General features: G+C 33.0%; 18 protein-coding genes. 5 read left to right on the top strand and 13 right to left on the bottom strand.

The features are described from left to right. Window positions 1-221: 221 nt before the first annotated feature. From H601_RS0111610 to mnmE, 4 genes are all read right to left on the bottom strand, one after another. Window positions 222-803 carry a hypothetical protein gene (locus tag H601_RS0111610; RefSeq protein ID WP_026711681.1) on the bottom strand — a complete coding sequence of 194 codons (582 nt, stop codon included), beginning with the start codon at window positions 801-803 and terminating at the stop codon, window positions 222-224. Beyond that, complete coding sequence (locus H601_RS0111605; protein ID WP_035655903.1) at window positions 790-1935, bottom strand: tyrosine-type recombinase/integrase; 1146 nt, start codon at window positions 1933-1935, stop codon at window positions 790-792. Before H601_RS0111605 ends, H601_RS0111610 begins: the two co-directional genes overlap by 14 nt. Continuing rightward, window positions 1928-2494: a helix-turn-helix domain-containing protein gene (locus H601_RS0111600; RefSeq protein ID WP_026711679.1), complete on the bottom strand. Its 567-nt coding sequence runs from the start codon at window positions 2492-2494 to the stop codon at window positions 1928-1930. The genes H601_RS0111605 and H601_RS0111600 overlap by 8 nt, the downstream gene beginning before the upstream one ends. A 268-nt stretch (window positions 2495-2762) precedes the next feature. Continuing rightward, window positions 2763-4184 carry a tRNA uridine-5-carboxymethylaminomethyl(34) synthesis GTPase MnmE gene (gene mnmE, locus H601_RS0111595; RefSeq protein ID WP_026711678.1) on the bottom strand — a complete coding sequence of 474 codons (1422 nt, stop codon included), beginning with the start codon at window positions 4182-4184 and terminating at the stop codon, window positions 2763-2765. Window positions 4185-4358: 174 nt separating this feature from the next. Here mnmE and H601_RS0111590 point away from each other — a divergent pair, with 174 nt between their 5' ends. Beyond that, window positions 4359-5198, top strand: a complete 840-nt coding sequence (locus H601_RS0111590; RefSeq protein WP_026711677.1) for a universal stress protein — start codon at window positions 4359-4361, stop codon at window positions 5196-5198. A gap of 41 nt (window positions 5199-5239) precedes the next feature. On the opposite strand, the gene H601_RS0111585 is transcribed toward H601_RS0111590, so the two are convergent. The 6 genes from H601_RS0111585 to H601_RS0111560 all read right to left on the bottom strand — a co-directional run bounded on the left by H601_RS0111585 (window position 5240) and on the right by H601_RS0111560 (window position 10916). Further along, complete coding sequence (locus H601_RS0111585) at window positions 5240-5929, bottom strand: Lipl32 family lipoprotein (protein WP_026711676.1); 690 nt, start codon at window positions 5927-5929, stop codon at window positions 5240-5242. Between the two features lie 113 nt (window positions 5930-6042). Continuing rightward, window positions 6043-7161, bottom strand: coding sequence for a DNA polymerase III subunit beta (gene dnaN, locus H601_RS0111580; protein WP_026711675.1), 1119 nt, complete (start codon window positions 7159-7161; stop codon window positions 6043-6045). 71 nt (window positions 7162-7232) lie between these two features. Beyond that, window positions 7233-8897 (bottom strand): gliding motility-associated ABC transporter substrate-binding protein GldG, encoded by a 1665-nt coding sequence (gene gldG / locus H601_RS0111575; RefSeq protein ID WP_026711674.1) that lies wholly within the window; start codon window positions 8895-8897, stop codon window positions 7233-7235. Continuing rightward, on the bottom strand, window positions 8897-9622 hold the full coding sequence (gene gldF, locus H601_RS0111570) for a gliding motility-associated ABC transporter permease subunit GldF (protein WP_026711673.1): 726 nt from the start codon (window positions 9620-9622) through the stop codon (window positions 8897-8899). The genes gldG and gldF overlap by 1 nt, the downstream gene beginning before the upstream one ends. Before the next feature lie 164 nt (window positions 9623-9786). After that, a complete protein-coding gene (locus tag H601_RS0111565) occupies window positions 9787-10083 on the bottom strand; it encodes a putative quinol monooxygenase (RefSeq protein WP_026711672.1) in 297 nt (98 codons plus the stop codon). A 5-nt stretch (window positions 10084-10088) separates the two neighbouring features. Further along, a complete protein-coding gene (locus H601_RS0111560; protein ID WP_026711671.1) occupies window positions 10089-10916 on the bottom strand; it encodes an SAM hydrolase/SAM-dependent halogenase family protein in 828 nt (275 codons plus the stop codon). A gap of 106 nt (window positions 10917-11022) precedes the next feature. Here H601_RS0111560 and H601_RS0111555 point away from each other — a divergent pair, with 106 nt between their 5' ends. From H601_RS0111555 to H601_RS0111535, 4 genes are all read left to right on the top strand, one after another. Then, window positions 11023-11973, top strand: a complete 951-nt coding sequence (locus tag H601_RS0111555; protein WP_026711670.1) for a PhoH family protein — start codon at window positions 11023-11025, stop codon at window positions 11971-11973. Window positions 11974-12383: 410 nt separating this feature from the next. Then, window positions 12384-12893 carry a hypothetical protein gene (locus tag H601_RS15640; RefSeq protein ID WP_035655901.1) on the top strand — a complete coding sequence of 170 codons (510 nt, stop codon included), beginning with the start codon at window positions 12384-12386 and terminating at the stop codon, window positions 12891-12893. Between the two features lie 125 nt (window positions 12894-13018). Then, window positions 13019-13966, top strand: a complete 948-nt coding sequence (locus tag H601_RS0111540; protein WP_026711668.1) for a phosphoribosylaminoimidazolesuccinocarboxamide synthase — start codon at window positions 13019-13021, stop codon at window positions 13964-13966. A gap of 163 nt (window positions 13967-14129) precedes the next feature. Beyond that, window positions 14130-14513 carry an ankyrin repeat domain-containing protein gene (locus H601_RS0111535; RefSeq protein WP_026711667.1) on the top strand — a complete coding sequence of 128 codons (384 nt, stop codon included), beginning with the start codon at window positions 14130-14132 and terminating at the stop codon, window positions 14511-14513. Between the two features lie 57 nt (window positions 14514-14570). Here the strand turns inward: H601_RS0111535 and H601_RS0111530 are convergent, their stop codons facing one another. The 3 genes from H601_RS0111530 to H601_RS0111520 all read right to left on the bottom strand — a co-directional run bounded on the left by H601_RS0111530 (window position 14571) and on the right by H601_RS0111520 (window position 18678). Next, complete coding sequence (locus tag H601_RS0111530) at window positions 14571-15842, bottom strand: adenylosuccinate synthase (RefSeq protein WP_026711666.1); 1272 nt, start codon at window positions 15840-15842, stop codon at window positions 14571-14573. Between the two features lie 43 nt (window positions 15843-15885). Next, on the bottom strand, window positions 15886-16356 hold the full coding sequence (locus H601_RS0111525; RefSeq protein WP_026711665.1) for a Fur family transcriptional regulator: 471 nt from the start codon (window positions 16354-16356) through the stop codon (window positions 15886-15888). Between the two features lie 96 nt (window positions 16357-16452). Then, on the bottom strand, window positions 16453-18678 hold the full coding sequence (locus H601_RS0111520) for a RelA/SpoT family protein (RefSeq protein ID WP_026711664.1): 2226 nt from the start codon (window positions 18676-18678) through the stop codon (window positions 16453-16455). Window positions 18679-18745: the final 67 nt, after the last annotated feature.

The raw sequence follows: 18745 nt of genomic DNA, 5'->3' as shown, positions 1-18745 counted from the left end.
TTCTTTACCGTGTTTCTGGAAAGTGAAAGGTACTTGCTGATAAATAAATTACTCTTGCCCTTGCAATGAAATTTAATGACTTTTCTTATCTTACTCATGTCTGTTATTTTATTTGCCATAATTCGTTTTTCAACGAATTTAGGTGGCTAACAGCATGAAAAAAAGTAGTATTTTTCGGTGGTCAATTTCAACCGGAAAGTGGTGGTCATTTTGACCCGAAATTAGGTGGTCATTTTGAATCGGAATCGATGGTCAATTTGCTCCGGAATTAGGTGGTCAATTTGACCGTTTTTTCCAACATATTTGTGAATCAATTTATAGAACTCAATTTTTTCAATTTCTTTTGAATTATATTTTTTTTCTAAATCTAGCTTTATATGATCAATGTTAATAGAAAGATTTTGGTACGCATCAAGCTTTAATAATTCATTGACAAAAAACTCATAGTTAATTTTTTCAAAGTCTTCACCATATTCATGATTTGAATATTTATTTAAATTAAAACTGTTAAACCTTTCATATACTTCATTTTCTAAAACGGTTTTTATAATATCTGGACAATCTTTTCTATAACCTTTTACTGCTTTAACAAAAAAGTTATGTACACCCCCAAAGTGAATAGTATATTTATTTATTAAATTTTTTTCACCAAATTCGCTCCAAAGATCACCTATTAATTTTTCATATGCTTCATCAAAATCTTTGAATTTAATGTCTTGTTCAACAAGTACTTCTTTGGCAAATCTTTCAATTCTTTTTTTTTCATTATTCGTTATTTCAATATGTTTTTCAAGAAAGTCCATCTAAATCTAATTTTATTCGGTTAGCAGCTTCAATTTTGTTTTTGTCCAATACTTTGGTGTAAATCTGTGTGGTAGAAACATTTTTATGTCCTAACAACTTAGATACGGTATAAATATCACTTCCATTGGCCAGTTGCAAGGTGGCATAAGTGTGTCTAAAGTTATGAAAAGAAATCTTTTTATTGATTTTAGCGGTTTCTAGCCATTCTTTAAGAGGTCGAGTTATTTGAGTATATTCTATGTTTCCAAAAATCAGTCCTTTTGATGTGTTTTGCAACTTCAAAATATTGAAAGCCGATTCAGAGATAGGATGGTTGTATATAGAATTAGTTTTCTTTTCTCTTAATTGCACATAAAAGCTCTGATGTTTATCATGGTATATTTTGCTCCAATCAAGATTTTTAATGTCTACAAATCGTAATCCGGTTAATGCAGAAAAAAATGCCATGTGTTTAACGGTATCTTTTTTTATAGGTATATTCCAAAGCAGTTTTAGTTCTTCTTCGGTTAAATACTCCCGGTGAATTTCTTGCTCTTTAATATAATCTGCATTTTCTGCTAAGTTTTTTTCGATGAAATTCTCTTTATAGGCTTGTTTTAAAACATAAAGAAAATGTTTGAAATAAGTGGCAGCAGTATTTTGTGTGAGCTTTTTTGGATTTTCTGAATTTCGGGTGGTATTGATGTTTAATAAATAGCTTCGATAACGATTAACAAAATGATTATCCAAATCACTTGTCATGATACTGTTATTGCAAAAATTTGAAAAATGCTTCAACGATGATTGCCAAGCATGATAATTAGACTTACTTCCTTTATTGTAATAGTCATCAACTATGCGTTGGTAAAATCCGATTAAATCAATATTGATATTTACATTATCCTTAAAACCATATTCTTTATTACGCAACTGCACTTCTCTTTTTGAACGTATTCCGTTTGCAAAAGCTAAAGTCTCTGTATTATGCTTTTTCTCGTCTTGTGTTTTTGGATTTTTAAAAATATGAAGTTCTAAAAATTCCCGTCTGGTAGATTTCCCAGTATTGGGATCTATGATAGGAGGGTAGTAGTCAAGGTATAAACTGATTTTTTCAGTTTTCAGTTTTTTTTCTCTGAGCGTTACTTTAGTCATGATTTGCAAATATGGAGTCAATATCGATTTTTTTTACTAGTACAAATTTTCCAAATTGTTTTTTTGGAATCTCTAACCGGTTAATTAGGCTGTAAAGGGCGGAGGTTGAAATATTATATTTTTCTGAGGCTTCATTAATAGAATAGGAGTTTTCCTTTGTAATCATGTTTTTTAAGTGGTCTTTGTTAAGATCAATATTATTCATATTTAAATCAAAATAAAAATCAATATCCTTCCTACGTATTAGTGTTTTTCTAACACCAAAATTATAAGCGTTAATTTCTTTATTTTCAACTAATCTATATAACGTTCTTAAAGACATACTTAAAATAAATGCAGCTTCTTTTACGGTTAAAAAATCCTTTTTATTGATTTCTGTAATATCATTTACTTTAAACTTAATTGCCTTTTCTACAACTGCGATTTTTTTTTGCTTGGCTAATATCTTATAATGTTTTCGATTGCAATCTAACGAACAATAACGAGTCTTTATGGTTTTTGCAATAAATTCATTTTTGCAATATTCACACCGTTTTTTTATACTCAGATTTGAACTCATAATTTACTGTTTTTTTCAGATGTTTTCTCCACTTTTTAAATTAGTACATAAAAGTATTGATTTATTTAAGTAGAAATAAGTGCCAAAATTTCATTTGTTTTTCAAAATTAATAAAAAAATAATTTCAGAGATACAAGTAAGGTACAAATTATTGCAAAAAGGTACAAAATATTAAAAATTTTGAGTGTCTTATTAAAATTAAAAAACCCTTGTTTTGTAAGGGTTGTTTTTTATTTTTTGATTATTTTTTTGTGATATTTTTCTTAAATCACTTCCCGATACAGAAATTCGCAAAAATATTCCCCAACAACTCATCATTGGTTACTTCTCCGGTAATCTCACCAAAGTGATATAAAGCTTCGCGAATATCAATTGCCATCAAATCAGAAGAAAGATTGCTTTCCAATCCCCATTTCACTTTCTGAATTTCTTCTAAGGCTTTTAGTAATGAATCGTAATGACGAGAATTGGTAACAATTGTTTCGTTGTTACGTAAAGCACCCGTGTTCACAAAAGAGAGTAGAGTTTGTTTGAGTTCATCGATGCCAATGTTTTGTTTAGCGGAGATGAAAAGTGTTTGCTGTTGTCCGTTGTCGATTGTCAGTTCCTTTTCTAGCTTAGTTATCATTTCAAAAGAAAGTAAATCCTTTTTGTTGATTACCGTTAACAATGTTTTGCTCGGGTATTTATTTCTAATTTGCTCAATCTCTTTTTTCAACTGATCTACCAACAACTGAGAACCGACAACTGACAACTGAGAACTGTCAACCAAATATAATACTACCTGAGCTTGCTCAATCTTCTCAAATGTTTTTTTAATCCCTATACTTTCCACATGGTCTGTCGTTTCTCGAATTCCTGCCGTGTCGATGAATCGGAAACCAATACCGTCAATCACTAATTCATCTTCAATCGTGTCGCGTGTGGTTCCTGCGATGTCTGAAACAATGGCTCGTTCTTCATTTAATAGTGCATTGAGTAGGGTGGATTTGCCCACATTTGGTTCGCCTACAATGGCAATTGGAATACCGTTTTTGATCACGTTACCAACAGCAAATGAATCAATTAATCGTTTCAATACAAATTCAATACGATTTAAAAGGTCGCTAAATTGGGTTCTATCAGCAAATTCAACATCTTCTTCGGCAAAGTCTAATTCTAATTCAATTAACGAGGCAAAATTTAATAACTCTTGACGTAGGTTGGCAATTTCGTTGCTAAAGCCGCCTCGCATTTGTTGCATAGCAATTTGATGCGATGCTTCGTTATCTGAAGCAATTAAATCCGCCACCGCTTCGGCTTGTGATAAATCTAACTTTCCATTTAAAAATGCCCGCAAGGTGAATTCTCCCGGTTGAGCCATTTTTGCTCCGTTTCGCAAAAGCAATTGAATAATTTGTTGTTGAATAAAGGTAGAACCATGACAAGAAATCTCCACTACATCTTCACCAGTATAAGAATGTGGATTTTTGAAAACGGAAACCAAAACTTGGTCATACGTTTTTCCATTCGAAACTATATGTCCGAGATGAATAGTATGTGTTTTTTGCTTGGTCAAATCCTTTCCTGAAACCGAAATAAAAACGTTGGCTGCAATGGAAACGGCTTCTTTACCGGAAAGTCGGATTACAGCAATTGCACCCGCACCGGAAGGTGTTGCCAATGCCACTATTGTTTCAGTTGGAATCATCAAAAGTTATTTTCTGCAAAATTAGTTATTTTTTTTAAGCCAATTGATGCATAATGTTGTTATGGATTAAGCAAATCTCAATTCCTGACAATTATCATAGGGTTATGGATAAAAACGATGTAACTTTACACTATTACAATAAAAAACAGCAAACAACCCATAAAAATTACGATGATGAAAAAAATATTGTTTCCAACCGATTTTTCAGAAGCCTCTATGAATGCTTTTGTATATGCTTTAAAATTAGCAGAAAAGATGAATGCAGAAGTGATTACACTTCATGCTTATGAACTTCCAAATTTACATATTGGTGGTTTACCAACTACTCTCAAAGAAGTGTATGACACTATTGAATTGGAAAATTTTGAAAATTTCAAAGACCAGATTCCTCTTTTAAGAGAAATTGCAGAAAAAAACGGATTAGATCATTTAAAAATCAATCATATCCTAAAACACGGTGATTTAATTTGGGTGATTAAACAAGTGGTAAAAGAAGAAAGCATTGATTATGTAGTAATGGGTACAAAAGGAGCTTCCGGTTTAAAAGAAACCTTCTTGGGTTCAAATGCGGGCAGTGTAATTACGGAGTTGGATAATTTTGTGATTGCAGTTCCAGAAGAGGCAAATTATGAAGGAATTAAAAACATTGTTTTTTCTACCCGATTTAGAGAAAAAGATTTTAAAGCTCTAAAAAAAGTGATTGAATTGTCAAAATTATTTGATGCCCATGTACATTGTGTGTATGTAAAAACCAAAAAATCAGACGTGAATCCGGTTGTCATTGAAGACTGGAAGTTTTTATTAAAAGACGAAAAAGTCAGTATTCATGTTATTGAAGCAGAAGATGTAGAACAAACTATATTAAATTTTGTTCAAGCATATGAAGTGGATATGTTGGCAATGCTAAATTATAAACGTGGATTCTTCGAAGAATTATTCCGTCAAAGTTTGACTCAAAAATTATCGTATCACGTTGAAGTTCCGCTTTTGGTGATTCATGAAAATGTAATATAAATAAAAAAATCCGAAGTTAACCTTCGGATTTTTTTGATAGATTATTGAACGCTTAATTCTTCAGGTTTAGAAGCTATTTTTACTCCCGGAAGTTTAATTGGTGCTCCAACTTGTGCCAAGAAGCTACCGTTTACTTCTCCCTTTTTATAAGTTGTAAAACCAATTCTGTATAATCCCATAACAAGCGATTTAGTTGGATTTCCGGTATCACTAGTGATTCTCATTAATGAATTGTATTTGCTTCCTGATGGTTGAGCAGGCATTTCACTAGAATCATCATTTGACTCAATTGAAATCCATTTTGTTGTTTTGATTTTTGACTTAATATCGTCTAATTTCAAAATACTTTCTGCTCTTTCAAAAGTTATCCATGTGTCAAAATAGCTTTTAGTATCGGCAACATTGGCAGTAAAATCTGCTGAAACCATATCCGTTGCACCTGGTTTCATTCCTTCAGGTACAGGAGAAATCATTCGAATTCCAATCTCAGGAGCTGCAATAGGAACCCAAACATAAACATAATACATTTTTTTTCCATTGACTACTTCGTCTGGAGCAGCACCAGGTTTAATAAAACCAAAATAATTGGACATTTCGGTGTAAGGTACACGTACTTCTTTACCCATTAAACTTTTTTTACCCAAATCAGCTCCAAACTTATCAAGCTTTTGAGCAGAAACAGACATGGCAATACCAAGGCATGTTAATGCCATGAATACATTTTTTTTCATAAAATACTATTTATTTATAGGTTAAATTTAATCTTCATGATTAAATCGAAATAAATATATAAAAAAACACTGTAAAATGAATTACAGTGTTAATTATTTTTTAAATAAATAATTTAGTTATTCAACATTACCGGCATTACCAACATAGTAATGATTTCTCCATCATCTAAACCATCAACAGGAGTTAAGATTCCGGCACGGTTAGGTAAAGACATTTCCAATTGAATTTCATCTGATTGTAAATTTGTCAACATCTCTGTTAAAAAACGAGAATTGAATCCGATTTGCATATCATCTCCTTGATAATCACAAGTCAAACGCTCTTCTGCTTTGTTAGAATAATCAATATCTTCAGCAGAAATATTTAATTCTGTACCGGCAATTTTTAATCGAATTTGATGCGTAGTTTTATTTGAAAAAATCGCTACACGACGAACAGAATTTAAAAATTGAGTTCTGTCAATTAATAACTTATTTGGATTTTCTTTAGGAATTACCGCCTCGTAGTTAGGATATTTTCCATCAATTAAACGACAAACAAGCATGTAATTATCAAATGAAAATACTGCATTACTGTCATTGTATTCAATTTTTACTTCACTATCTGATGTTCCTAAAATACCTTTTAAAATATTCAATGGTTTTTTAGGCATAATAAAATCAGCCACTTGAGAAGCTTTTACATCCGTTCTGGAATATTTAACCAATTTGTGAGCATCGGTGGCCACAAAAATCAATCCTTCAGGTGAAAATTGAAAAAATACTCCTGACATTACCGGACGTAAATCATCGTTGCCGGCTGCAAAAATAGTTTTACTGATGGCTGTTGCCAAAACTTCTGCGGGAACAAGTGTAGAAGAAGGATCATCTAATACTACTGCTTTTGGAAATTCTTCTCCGGCAGCGTAAGCCAGAGCATATTTACCAGAATTAGAACTGATTTCAATTGTATTATTTTCTTCTACTGTAAAGGTCAACGGTTGTTCCGGAAACGTTTTTAAAATTTCTAATAATAATTTTGCCGGTACTGCTACGCTTCCTTCACTTTTACTGTCAATATCTAAGGTAGCAGACATGGTTGTTTCTAAATCTGATGCTGAAACAACTAAACTGTTTTGGTTTAATTCAAATAAAAAATTGTCCAAGATTGGTAAAGTGTTACTACTGTTAATAACACTTCCAAGCACTTGTAATTGTTTTAATAAATACGAACTCGATACTATAAACTTCATTTCGGTTTTTTATTTTATATCCTACAAATATAATGGGAACTATTGAATTTAAAAAATGGAATTTATTAACATTATCTGGCGTAGGTTTTTTTACGCCAAAAGATAAAGGCTAATGCAAACAATAACAAGAGTATCAAAGGCAGTCCAACTGTTAACAATTGAATGGAATGATAGTCTTGGTTCACTTTTTCTTTATCTAAAAATGCCAATTTTACTTCTTTGTTTCGAATGTTGATAAGTCCATTGTCATCCAATAAATAATTCATGGCGTTTAATAAAAATTCTTTGTTGCCATACACTTGTTGGGTCCATTGATCAATTCCACCCAACAATGGTTTTTTATTAACGTAAGAATAATTAATGATGTCACCATCGGCAATCACAATCATTTTGTTATCCTTTCCGCTTTCAAGATGAGTTGGGTCTGAAAAAGGTCTCACACGGTTTTTAAATGCTGAGGTAAAGGAACCTTCTAATAAAACGCCAAGTGGTAAATTTCCTTTCGTAAAATCTTGTTCATCAACACCTTCCATGAATTCATATAAATTGATTTCTAAAGGTGTTCCAATCGCTTTTGATTGTGGCGAACTTTTTAAAAGAATGGTTTTTTTAATGCCGTTTTTTAACGTGTCAATGGTATTGGTAAATTCTAATTTAACCAAATTGATATTGTTATTAATGGCATGATTATTTTCTGATTTAATAATGGGCGAATACAACCAATCAATCGGCACATCACCTTGTTCAGATTGAGCCGTAATAGGGGTTGAAAGTAAATCTTGAACCAAATTATAATTGATGCGAACCCCATATTTGAAAAATAAATCATCCACATTCAATTCCCTAGGAAAAGCTAATGAAGCATTATTTTTGTTTTGTAAGGAATCAATATCCGCAATCACTTTATCCATTAGCCACATGCTTTTTCCGCCATTCATAATATACTGGTCCAAAATATATTTTTCATTATCTGAAAATGCTTCTGTAGGTTTGATAATCAAAGTGGCGTCAAAACGTTTCAAATTTTCCAGTACTTTATTCGGATTATCTTGCAAAGAATCAAAATTAAATTCGCCTAATTGATAATATTCTTTTAGATTCAATAAACAATCCGCTTGGTATTTGTCTGCCATTTGTCCGTTTCCTTTTAAAATGGCAATTTTTTTCTTTTCTTTTTTAGTAATTTTGGTTAAAGCATCTGCAAAAGCAAATTCTAGTAATTGCACCGAACTATTGATGTTTTCAGCAGGTGTATTTCCAAAATTGTTGACTAATAAAGGAACACGAACAGATTTTTCACCTTGATTAGCAATTGCCCAAGGAAAAATTTGTATAATTTCCTTTTTTCCTTTTTGAGTACTATTGATATTGGTTGGTAAGAAACCAAGATTTGTCAATTCAGCAATGTACTGTTGAGCATTGTTTTCATCTTCCAACGGATTGGTAAATTGAAACATTAAATTGGAATTATGACTGCTAAACTCTTCTAAAAGTTGTTTAGTTTCATTTTGTAACCGTTTAAACTCCGGCGGAAATTTTCCATCTAAAAAAACATCAATAAACAAAGGTTCATCAATACTTTTTAGAAGTTCAATAGTGCTATCTGAAAGCGTATAGCGTTTGTCATCCGTCAAGTCAAATCGTTTAAAATAAAAATGCCCAAGGATATTGATTGCCACAATTATTCCGAAAAGCGACAAAAAAGAAAGAAGATTTTTTTTAGTATTTATTTTCATTAGTTTTTTGACGTTTTAAGTTGATAAACAGTTGCAGCCAAAAAGAGTATCGATAAACTGATAAAATAAAGTAAATCTCGTGTGTCAATCACACCACGACTGATGCTTTTATAGTGATAATCCATTCCTAAACCGGCAACAATAGTAGAAAAGGAAGTGAAAAAACCGGCAATGCCTTCAAATCCAAAATAGAACATAAAGCAAATAAAAACCGCCACAATAAAAGCTACTATTTGATTTTCAGTTAGTGTTGAAGCAAATATTCCGATAGCGGTGTAGGCACTCACTAAAAATAATAATCCAAAATAGGAGCCAATTGTACTTCCCATGTCAAAACTTCCGGCAGGTGAACCATAATCAGAAATGACAAAAACGTATAAAAGAGTAGGCAAGAGTGCTATTAAAATCAATAAAAACGCTCCTAAAAATTTGCCACCAACAATTTGACGAATGGTCAAGGGTTTGGTTAACAAAAGCTCTAAAGTTCCTTGTTTTTTTTCATCTGCAAAACTCCGCATGGTAACTGCCGGAATCAAAAAAATCAACACCCATGGTGCGAGTGTGAAAAAAGGATTCAAATCGGCAAACCCGCTGTTTAAGATGTTAAAATCACCTTCAAACACCCATAAAAAGAGACCGTTGAGCAATAAAAAAACGGCAATCACTAAATATCCGATGGGTGAACCGAAAAAAGATTTTATTTCTCTGAGAAGTATTGCTTTCATTTTTTTGTTTAAAAGTTTAAAGTTTAAGGGTTTAAAAGTTTAAGGGTTTAAAAGTTTAAGGGTTTAAAAGTTTAAGGGTTTAAAAGTTTAAGAGTATAAAAGTTTAAAAGTTTAAGAGTTTAAAAGTTTAAAAGGGATGACTAATAAATACATTTTTTTTGATATTAAGTTAAAGATACCATTTTATCAACACTCCAAGCTTCGGGTTTGGCATTAAACAATTGTTTAGTAAATGTCCAAACTTCATCAAATAATGCCGATTGGCGATAGTTTTCTAAATCCTCTTCGGTTTCCCAATAGCTGTATGTAAAAAATATATCTGGATTATTTTTATCCCGATACAATTCTAATAAACGGTTGCCGGGAGCATTTCGTATTTTTTCTTTCATCAATTCAAAATTGGCCAGAAAAGCTGAAACATGTTGCGGATGAAAACTCATTTTTACGATGCGTACAAACATAAATATTATTTAAAGTTAATGGTAATAGTATCGCGATAGCCAATTCCTAGCAAAGTCTGAGCACTTCCTACGGTGGAAGGATTGCTTCTAAACAAAGCAATTTCTAAAAAGCCAACTTCATTGAACAACGCCAATTGTTCGCCTTCAAAATACTTAATCGGAAATTTATCTGAAACAGCTATTGCCGAATAATTCGATTGTATCGATTTGATTGGTTTGGGTTTAATATCAATTTCAAATGTTCTGCCTTTTCCAACCTCGGAAAATTGCTTTTGAGAAATATTTACCACCACATTTCCAAAATGATCAATATAAATGACATTTCCTTTGATAGAATTTCCATCTTTAGATACAATTGGTTGTAGTTCCGTGGTAGGTTTTAATTGTTGAATTTCTTTACCAATCACGTTCAATGTTCCGCCTTTTGCTAAATGACAGGCTACTGTTTTAAAAACATCTAAATCCGTTGCATTGGAAGGTAAACGGTCGTGAATGTTAATAACGACAATCTTTTGCGGTAAAATACGTTGCGTCAGCATACTCAAAATTCCATTGTCGGCACAAATGAAAAATTGGTCATTCCATTGCATGGCTACATGTTCGTTTTCAGTATTTCGTTCAGCATCAACGCCAATCAGATGTACCGTTCCTTTTGGAAAACTAATATAAGCGGCTTGAATGATATAGCTTGCTTCGGCAGTATTAAATGGATCAATATCATGCGAAATGTCAACGATTTTAGCTTCCGGAAATTCGGTTAAGATTTTACCTTTTAAAGCCCCAACAAAATGGTCTTTTAGTCCGTAATCTGTCGTGAGTGTAATTATTGACATTTTTTTGTTTATAACTATTCGTTAAACGTACGAAGTTTTTTGTTTAAATTTGAGTGATGCAAATCTACTAATTAAAAACTATTTTTTAATTTTAAAACTGTTGCTTTTGAACGAAAGAATTATCGAACTGCACGACATTGCCCCAAAAGAGTTTTGGGGAGCTCAAGATAGCCATCTTGAAACTATCAAAAAGTACTATCCAAAGTTAAAAATTGTTGCCCGAGGCACCACCCTAAAGGCATACGGCGAGAAGGAAGTATTAGATGAATTTGAAAACCGCTTTAACCGCTTGATGTTACATTTTACACGTTATAACAACATTGATACAAATGTAATTGACCGCGTAATTCAAAGCAACTCTCACGAAGAGCACCGAATGCCCGACCACGACAAGATTTTAGTACACGGTTTAGGCGGCAAACTCATCAAAGCCATGACACCAAATCAACAAAAGTTAGTGGATTTGGTTCACAAAAACGACATGGTTTTTGCCGTTGGTCCAGCCGGAACGGGTAAAACTTATACAGGTGTGGCATTGGCTGTAAAAGCTCTCAAAGAAAAACAAGTGAAACGAATTATTCTGACGCGTCCTGCCGTTGAAGCCGGAGAAAATCTTGGTTTTTTACCCGGTGACATGAAAGAAAAACTAGATCCGTATATGCAACCGTTATATGATGCTTTACGCGATATGTTGCCACCACAAACATTGGAAGATTATATTTTGAAAGGAATCATTCAAATTGCTCCTTTGGCTTTTATGCGTGGTAGAACGTTAGACAATGCTTTTGTAATTTTGGACGAAGCTCAAAATTCAACTCATTCACAAATGAAAATGTTTTTGACTCGTATGGGAAAAAATGCCAAATTCATTATCACTGGCGACCCGGGACAAGTTGATTTACCGAGAAGAACAATTTCCGGATTAAAAGAAGCGTTACTCATTCTAAAAGACGTAGAAGGTATTGGTATTCTATACTTGGACGACAAAGATATTGTGCGTCATCGATTGGTGAAAAAAGTAATTGATGCCTATAAAAGTATTGAGAATTTGGATTAAAAATTTTATAGTCTAAATATTCTAAGAATTAATATAAACCTCATGAATAGATTCTTGTTTATGAGGTTTTTACTTTAGAAACTATGAAAAAAATTATTTTTATTTTAATTGTCATATTCTTAATTTTTGCATTTTTTTATAGTTTTACGATTGATTTTGCTACTTCAATTATCCCAGGGTGGCATACCACAATTTATCCGATTTGGTTAATAATATTGACTTTTTTTCTTTTATTTCTTTCGTTTTTTGGTTTGATATACATTTCGTATTTAAATTTTAAAAAGTTTTTGTCAAAAAAAAGAAATAACAAGACTGTTTAAATTACTGATTTTTAGAGAATAAGAATAGTATTACATTTCGGCATAAAATTTGCTTAATAACTTATCGTTTAACATTAAAATCAATATAAAATGAAAAAGTTATTTTTAGTTTTAGGGGTATTTACAGCAAGTTTTACTTTTGCTCAACAAAAGGAAATTAACGTAACCAAAGATAATTCTTGGTTCAAAGCCGGTTTAACCGCCGGATTACCAATGGGGGACACAGCTGATTTTTCTTCTTTTATGCTTGGTGCTGATGTGCGAGGACAGTATTTGGTTACACCACATTTTGCCATTGGAGTAGCATCGGGATACAATCATTTTTTTGGTAAAGATGGAGCAGATGATTTTGGATTAATTCCTTTAGCTGGTTTTGCTCGTTACTATTTTCAAACTGAAGGCGTTTTTGTGGGTGCAGATTTAGGGTATGGATTTTTAACCAATGTTGAAAATAACAGCGGTGGAATGTATATTAACCCACAGATTGGATACCACAATAAAAAATGGAACATTTATGGTTTTTATCAACATTCGTTTACCGAAAACAAAGTCGATATTCAAATGGTGGGAGTAGGTGCAACTTATAATATTATGTTCTAAAAATATTTTAATCATACTGAAAAAGGATGGCATAGCTATCCTTTTTTTTATGCAAAATTTTAAATCTTAATAGCAATTAAGAAAGTAAGAATCTTTACTTTTGCACCTCACAACAACACAACAATATGAATACAATAACAACGACCAACTTTACTTTTCCGGGTCAAAAATCGGTCTATCGAGGCAAAGTCAGAGAAGTGTATAACATCAATGATGAACTTTTAGTGATGATTGCTACCGATCGTCTTTCAGCTTTTGACGTAGTAATGCCAAAAGGAATACCATACAAAGGCCAAATTCTCAATCAAATTGCTACTAAATTCATGCAATTGACGCAAGATATTGTGCCCAATTGGTTGATTGCCACACCAGATCCTAATGTAGCGGTCGGACATTTATGTGAGCCTTTTAAAGTGGAAATGGTTATTCGTGGCTATCTTTCCGGTCATGCCGCAAGAGAATATGCCGCCGGAAGACGATTACTTTGCGGAGTGGAAATGTCGGAAGATTTAAAAGAAAATGACAAGTTTCCTATACCAATTATTACCCCAACAACCAAGGCAGATAATGGTTCACACGATGAAGATATTTCACGTGAAGCCATATTAGCAAACGGGATAGTTTCAGAAGAAGATTACCTCGTTTTAGAAAATTATACAAGAGCTTTATATCAACGTGGAACAGAAATTGCAGCTTCACGCGGATTGATTTTGGTTGATACCAAATATGAATTCGGTAAAACGAAAGACGGAAAAATTGTGTTGATTGACGAAATTCACACTCCTGATTCATCTCGCTATTTTTATGCAGATGGTTATCAGGAAAGACAAGATAGAGGAGAGGAACAAAAGCAATTATCCAAAGAGTTTGTGCGTCGTTGGTTGATTGAAAATGGTTTTCAAGGAAAAGATGGTCAACAAATTCCAGATATGACGGATGATTATATCGAAACGGTTTCCGAACGCTACATCGAGTTATATGAAAATATCATTGGTGAAAAATTTGTAAAAGCAGACATAACAAATATTCATCAGCGAATTGAACAAAATGTGTTGGAATTTCTACAGAAATAATTCACATTCAAAAATATACTTTTAAATGTCAGGTTAAATACCTGGCTTTTTTTGTTAAAGATTTGTTACAAAATAAAAAAGTTGTAACAATATGAAAAGACTCTCGTCTATTACTATATCAATCATCAAAAAATCATCAATCATTAATCAAAAAACGAACAGTATGAAAAAAACAATCATTTTTTTAGGAGTAGCCTTGTTAGGCTTTGGTCAGTTTACGTATGCTAATTCAACTTCAAAAACAGCAAACAGCGGAGAAACCGGCATTTATGCAAAATATTATGCTACACCACTTTGTGTTGCAATAAGTAAAGGAGAAGTTGAAGTGGTTAAAAAGTTTGTTGAATACGGTGCAGACATCAATGAAAAAACAAACGGAATGACACCGCTGATGTATGCCGCTCGTTATAATCAAGTTGAAATCATTTCTTTTTTATTAGAAAAAGGAGCTGATCCTAAAATCAAAGACGAAAGAGGAAATACAGCACTTGATCATGCTATGAATTCCAAAGCAAATGAAGCGGTTACTTTGCTTAAAAGTAAATAAATTGGTTTGAGTTAGTTATAAAAAAAGCTGTAAGTTCATTACAGCTTTTTTTTGTGTTTATCGTAGAATGGTTTGTTTTCTATCCGGTCCAACAGAAACTACTTTGATAGGAACTTCCAATTCCTTTTCAATAAATTCGATATACGTTTTCAATTCTTGTGGGAGTTCGTTGTATGAAGTCATTCCCGTTAAATCAGCTTGCCAACCTTTCATTTCTTGATAAATAGGCTCAACATTTTCCGGTTCAATATTGTAGGGAAAATGACTGATTTTTTCTCCTTTATAGCGATAAGCGGTACAAATTTTTAAGGTTTTAAATCCGGATAGCACATCGCCTTTCATCATATATAAAGCCGTTACGCCATTTACTTGAACGGCATATTTTAAAGCCACTAAATCTAACCAACCACAACGTCTGGCTCTTCCGGTAACAGAACCAAATTCGTTTCCAACTCTTGCCATAGTTTGACCGTCTTCATCAAATAATTCGGTTGGAAATGGACCGCTACCCACGCGAGTGGTGTAGGCTTTAAAAATTCCGAAAACTTCTTTTACTTTGTTGGGAGCAATTCCCAAACCGGTACAGGCTCCTGCAGCTGTGGTATTTGAGGAAGTAACAAACGGATATGTTCCAAAATCAATATCCAATAATGAGCCCTGAGCTCCTTCACATAAGATCGATTTTCCGGCTTTTATGGCTTGATTGAGATATTCTTCACTATCAATAAAAGTAAGCGTTTTTAACACTTCTATCGAAGCGAAAAATTCATCTTCCAATTCTTTTAAATCGTATTGTAAATCAACATCATAAAAGGAAATCATGGCTTCATGTTTGTCGGCCAATGAACGGTAACGTTCTTTAAAATCGGCTAATTCAATATCACCAATTCGAATCCCGTTTCTACCGGTTTTGTCCATATACGTTGGTCCAATTCCTTTTAATGTAGAACCGATTTTTGCTTTTCCTTTTGAAGCCTCTGAAGCAGCATCTAATAATCGATGAGTAGGTAAAATTAAATGTGCTTTTCTGGAAATCAATAATTTAGATTTTACATCCATATTGAATTTTTCCAAACCTTCTAATTCTTTTTGAAATACTACCGGATCCATCACTACGCCATTCCCAATAATATTAACGGAATTTGCATGAAATATCCCGGATGGAATGGTGCGTAAAACGTGTTTAATTCCATCAAATTCTAGCGTATGACCTGCATTTGGACCGCCCTGAAAACGAGCAATAATGTCATATTTTGAAGTGAGTACATCTACAATTTTTCCTTTTCCTTCGTCGCCCCATTGAAGGCCGAGCAGTAAATCTACAGTCATTTTTGTGTGTTGTTTTGTGAGGTTTTCCTCTTTATAGTTGTGTTTAATTTGTAGTTATTGTTTTGGTAGCTTCATTCTCAACTTTCTTATTTCCATACAGATAAAGAGAATGGTTGTGGATTTCAATACCAAAAATTTCTTCAATAGTTTTTTTAATTTGCTGAATTCGTGGGTCGCAAAATTCAATAACTTCCCCTGTATCAGTCATGATGATGTGGTCATGTTGCTTATCAAAATACGATTTCTCATAATGAGCTTGATTTTGACCAAATTGATGCCTTCTCACTAATCCACATTCCAATAACAATTCGATAGTATTGTAAAGCGTTGCTCGACTAACTCTGTAATTTTTGTTTTTCATTTTGATGTACAACGATTCAATATCAAAATGTTCAGAGTTGTTATAAATTTCCTGAAGTATAGCATATCGTTCCGGTGTTTTACGGTGTCCTTTTTCTTCCAAATATTTGGTAAAAACGTTTTTTACGATATCCTGATTTTTGTTGTTTTCCATCGGATTTTCAATATCTGCAAAGATACATTATTTTTATGTTTTGACATTTTTTAAATGCCTATTTCAATAAAGATTATCAACAAAAAATGTCAATAATTAATTCAGTTTTGCATTTGTTACTCGGGTTACTTTATCAATACCATCTATCTTTTTAATGTTTTCTATCAAACGTTTTAAGATGGTATTGTTTTGCACTACAACCGTTACTTGACCATTAAAAATTCCTGCTTCTCCACTTAAAGAAATACTTTGAATATTGACATGCATTTGATTAGAAATTACTTTTGTAAGTTCATTGGTTAATCCTAACGTATCCATACCGGTAATTTTTAAAACGGCTTTAAAATCTTCTTGAGATGAATCAATCCATTTGGCTTGAATAATACGATAGGCATAATTGGATTGCAAACTAATGGCATTCGGACAATCTTTTTTATGGACTTTAATCCCGTCATTTATCGTTAAAAAACCAAAAACATCATCACCCGGAATTGGATTGCAACAACTCGATAATTTATAATCCAATTTGTCTTGTTCAGCCCCAAAAACAAGCATATCAAAGTTTTTACTTAACTCATATTTTTGAATTTGTTCAGGAGCAACACTTGGCGAACGTTTGATTTTTTTGAAAAAATTCATCAACGTATTACTCTTTTGAGCCGCAAAATCTTTTAATTGCTGATTGTCAATTGTACCAATCCCAATTCGGTAAAATAAATCTAAACTGGTTTTAAGTTTAAAATAAACCACTAATTCATTAATCGTTGCTTCATTAAGGGTGATTTTTAAGTGACGGAGTTTTCGTGTCAACAGTTCTTTGCCGTCTTCTGCAATTTTCTTGGTGTCTTCGTTGAGAACGTTTTTAATTTTATTTTTTGCCCGTGAAGTAGTTACATAATCTAACCAATGCGAATTAGGTTTTTGATTCGGCGAAGTAATAATCTCAATTTGATCTCCGCTGTTTAACACATGATTGAGCGGGACTAATTTTCCGTTTACTCTTGTTCCTCGCGTTCTAACACCGATTTCGGAGTGAATACTAAACGCAAAATCCAATGAAGTAGCTCCTTTTGGCAACGATTTAATTTCACCTTTGGGTGTAAAAACATAAATCTCTTTGGAATACAAATTCAGCTTAAAATCTTCTACAAAATCAACTGCATTAGTGGTTGAATTTTCAAGTGCTTCTTTTAATAAATTAAGCCAAGTATCTAACGTATTTTCCTCTGAAATTCCTTGTTTGTATTTGTAATGGGCCGCATATCCTTTTTCTGCAATTTCATCCATTCGTTCTGAGCGAACCTGAATTTCAACCCAACGTCCTTTTGGTCCCATTACGGTAATGTGAAGGGCTTCGTAACCGGTAGATTTTGGAGAAGAAATCCAATCGCGAAGACGACTCGGACTCGGACGATAATGATCGGTTACGACAGAATAAATTTTCCATGCCACAAATTTTTCATCGTGTTGGTTGGATTTATACACAATTCGTAACGCAAATTTGTCATATACTTCATCAAAAGAAACCCCTTGAGCCAGCATTTTTCGTCGAATAGAATAAATGGATTTCGGACGACCTTTTATCGTATATTCAATTCCTTCTTCATCAAGTGATTTTTTTAAAACATCAGAAATAGAAGTAATATAGGCTTCTTGTTCTTCCTTGCTTTCCTTCATTTTGCTAACGATGTCGGCATACACATCGGGTTCGGTATATTTTAAACCTAAATCTTCTAATTTTGATTTGATGTTATATAATCCCAATCGATGGGCGAGAGGAGCATAAATATATAGCGTTTCAGAAGCAATTTTGGCTTGTTTGTAATCCGCCATCGATTCCATGGTCTGCATATTGTGCAAACGGTCAGCCAATTTGATGAGAATTACCCGAACATCATCGTTTAGCGTCAGTAACATTTTACGGAAATTCTCGGCTTGCATCGAAATTTCCTGATCGGTTTTTACTTTGGCTATTTTGGTTAATCCATCAACTAATTGAGCGATTTTCGGATTAAACATTTTTTCAATTTCGGCAACGGTAATAGGTGAATCTTCCACTACATCGTGCATTAAAGCAGCGGCAATGGCAGTGGCTCCTAATCCAATTTCAGAAGCTACGATCTTTGCCACAGCAATAGGATGGAAGATGTAGGCTTCTCCCGATTTACGCCGTTGGTCTTTGTGTGCCTCAACCGCCACATCAAACGCTTTCCGGATTATTTTTTTGTCCTCCGGAGTTAAAGTTTGATAACTGATGCGAAGCAGCTCCTTATATTCCTTGGCAATGGCTTTGTTTTCTAACTCTAAATCTAATTCAGTCATAGCAATTTCTTAACTTACTAAAAGTAAAAAATTGATTTGAATTGTGCAAGTGGAATGTTTTAAAAAA

It is taken from the genome of Flavobacterium filum DSM 17961, from assembly GCF_000425465.1.
GTDB classification, from domain to species: Bacteria; Bacteroidota; Bacteroidia; order Flavobacteriales; family Flavobacteriaceae; genus Flavobacterium; species Flavobacterium filum.
The sequence above is the reverse complement of the archived record's forward strand: the minus strand, read 5'-3'. Positions and strand labels throughout refer to the sequence as shown.

Bases quoted from the DNA above. Each gene is read 5' to 3' on its own strand.
- H601_RS0111610 (WP_026711681.1), bottom strand. From the start codon at position 803: ATGGACTTTCTTGAAAAACATATTGAAATAACGAATAATGAAAAAAAA.
- H601_RS0111605 (WP_035655903.1), bottom strand. From the start codon at position 1,935: ATGACTAAAGTAACGCTCAGAGAAAAAAAACTGAAAACTGAAAAAATC.
- H601_RS0111600 (WP_026711679.1), bottom strand. From the start codon at position 2,494: ATGAGTTCAAATCTGAGTATAAAAAAACGGTGTGAATATTGCAAAAAT.
- mnmE (WP_026711678.1), bottom strand. From the start codon at position 4,184: ATGATTCCAACTGAAACAATAGTGGCATTGGCAACACCTTCCGGTGCG.
- H601_RS0111590 (WP_026711677.1), top strand. From the start codon at position 4,359: ATGAAAAAAATATTGTTTCCAACCGATTTTTCAGAAGCCTCTATGAAT.
- H601_RS0111585 (WP_026711676.1), bottom strand. From the start codon at position 5,929: ATGAAAAAAAATGTATTCATGGCATTAACATGCCTTGGTATTGCCATG.
- dnaN (WP_026711675.1), bottom strand. From the start codon at position 7,161: ATGAAGTTTATAGTATCGAGTTCGTATTTATTAAAACAATTACAAGTG.
- gldG (WP_026711674.1), bottom strand. From the start codon at position 8,897: ATGAAAATAAATACTAAAAAAAATCTTCTTTCTTTTTTGTCGCTTTTC.
- gldF (WP_026711673.1), bottom strand. From the start codon at position 9,622: ATGAAAGCAATACTTCTCAGAGAAATAAAATCTTTTTTCGGTTCACCC.
- H601_RS0111565 (WP_026711672.1), bottom strand. From the start codon at position 10,083: ATGTTTGTACGCATCGTAAAAATGAGTTTTCATCCGCAACATGTTTCA.
- H601_RS0111560 (WP_026711671.1), bottom strand. From the start codon at position 10,916: ATGTCAATAATTACACTCACGACAGATTACGGACTAAAAGACCATTTT.
- H601_RS15640 (WP_035655901.1), top strand. From the start codon at position 12,384: ATGAAAAAGTTATTTTTAGTTTTAGGGGTATTTACAGCAAGTTTTACT.
- H601_RS0111540 (WP_026711668.1), top strand. From the start codon at position 13,019: ATGAATACAATAACAACGACCAACTTTACTTTTCCGGGTCAAAAATCG.
- H601_RS0111535 (WP_026711667.1), top strand. From the start codon at position 14,130: ATGAAAAAAACAATCATTTTTTTAGGAGTAGCCTTGTTAGGCTTTGGT.
- H601_RS0111530 (WP_026711666.1), bottom strand. From the start codon at position 15,842: ATGACTGTAGATTTACTGCTCGGCCTTCAATGGGGCGACGAAGGAAAA.
- H601_RS0111525 (WP_026711665.1), bottom strand. From the start codon at position 16,356: ATGGAAAACAACAAAAATCAGGATATCGTAAAAAACGTTTTTACCAAA.
- H601_RS0111520 (WP_026711664.1), bottom strand. From the start codon at position 18,678: ATGACTGAATTAGATTTAGAGTTAGAAAACAAAGCCATTGCCAAGGAA.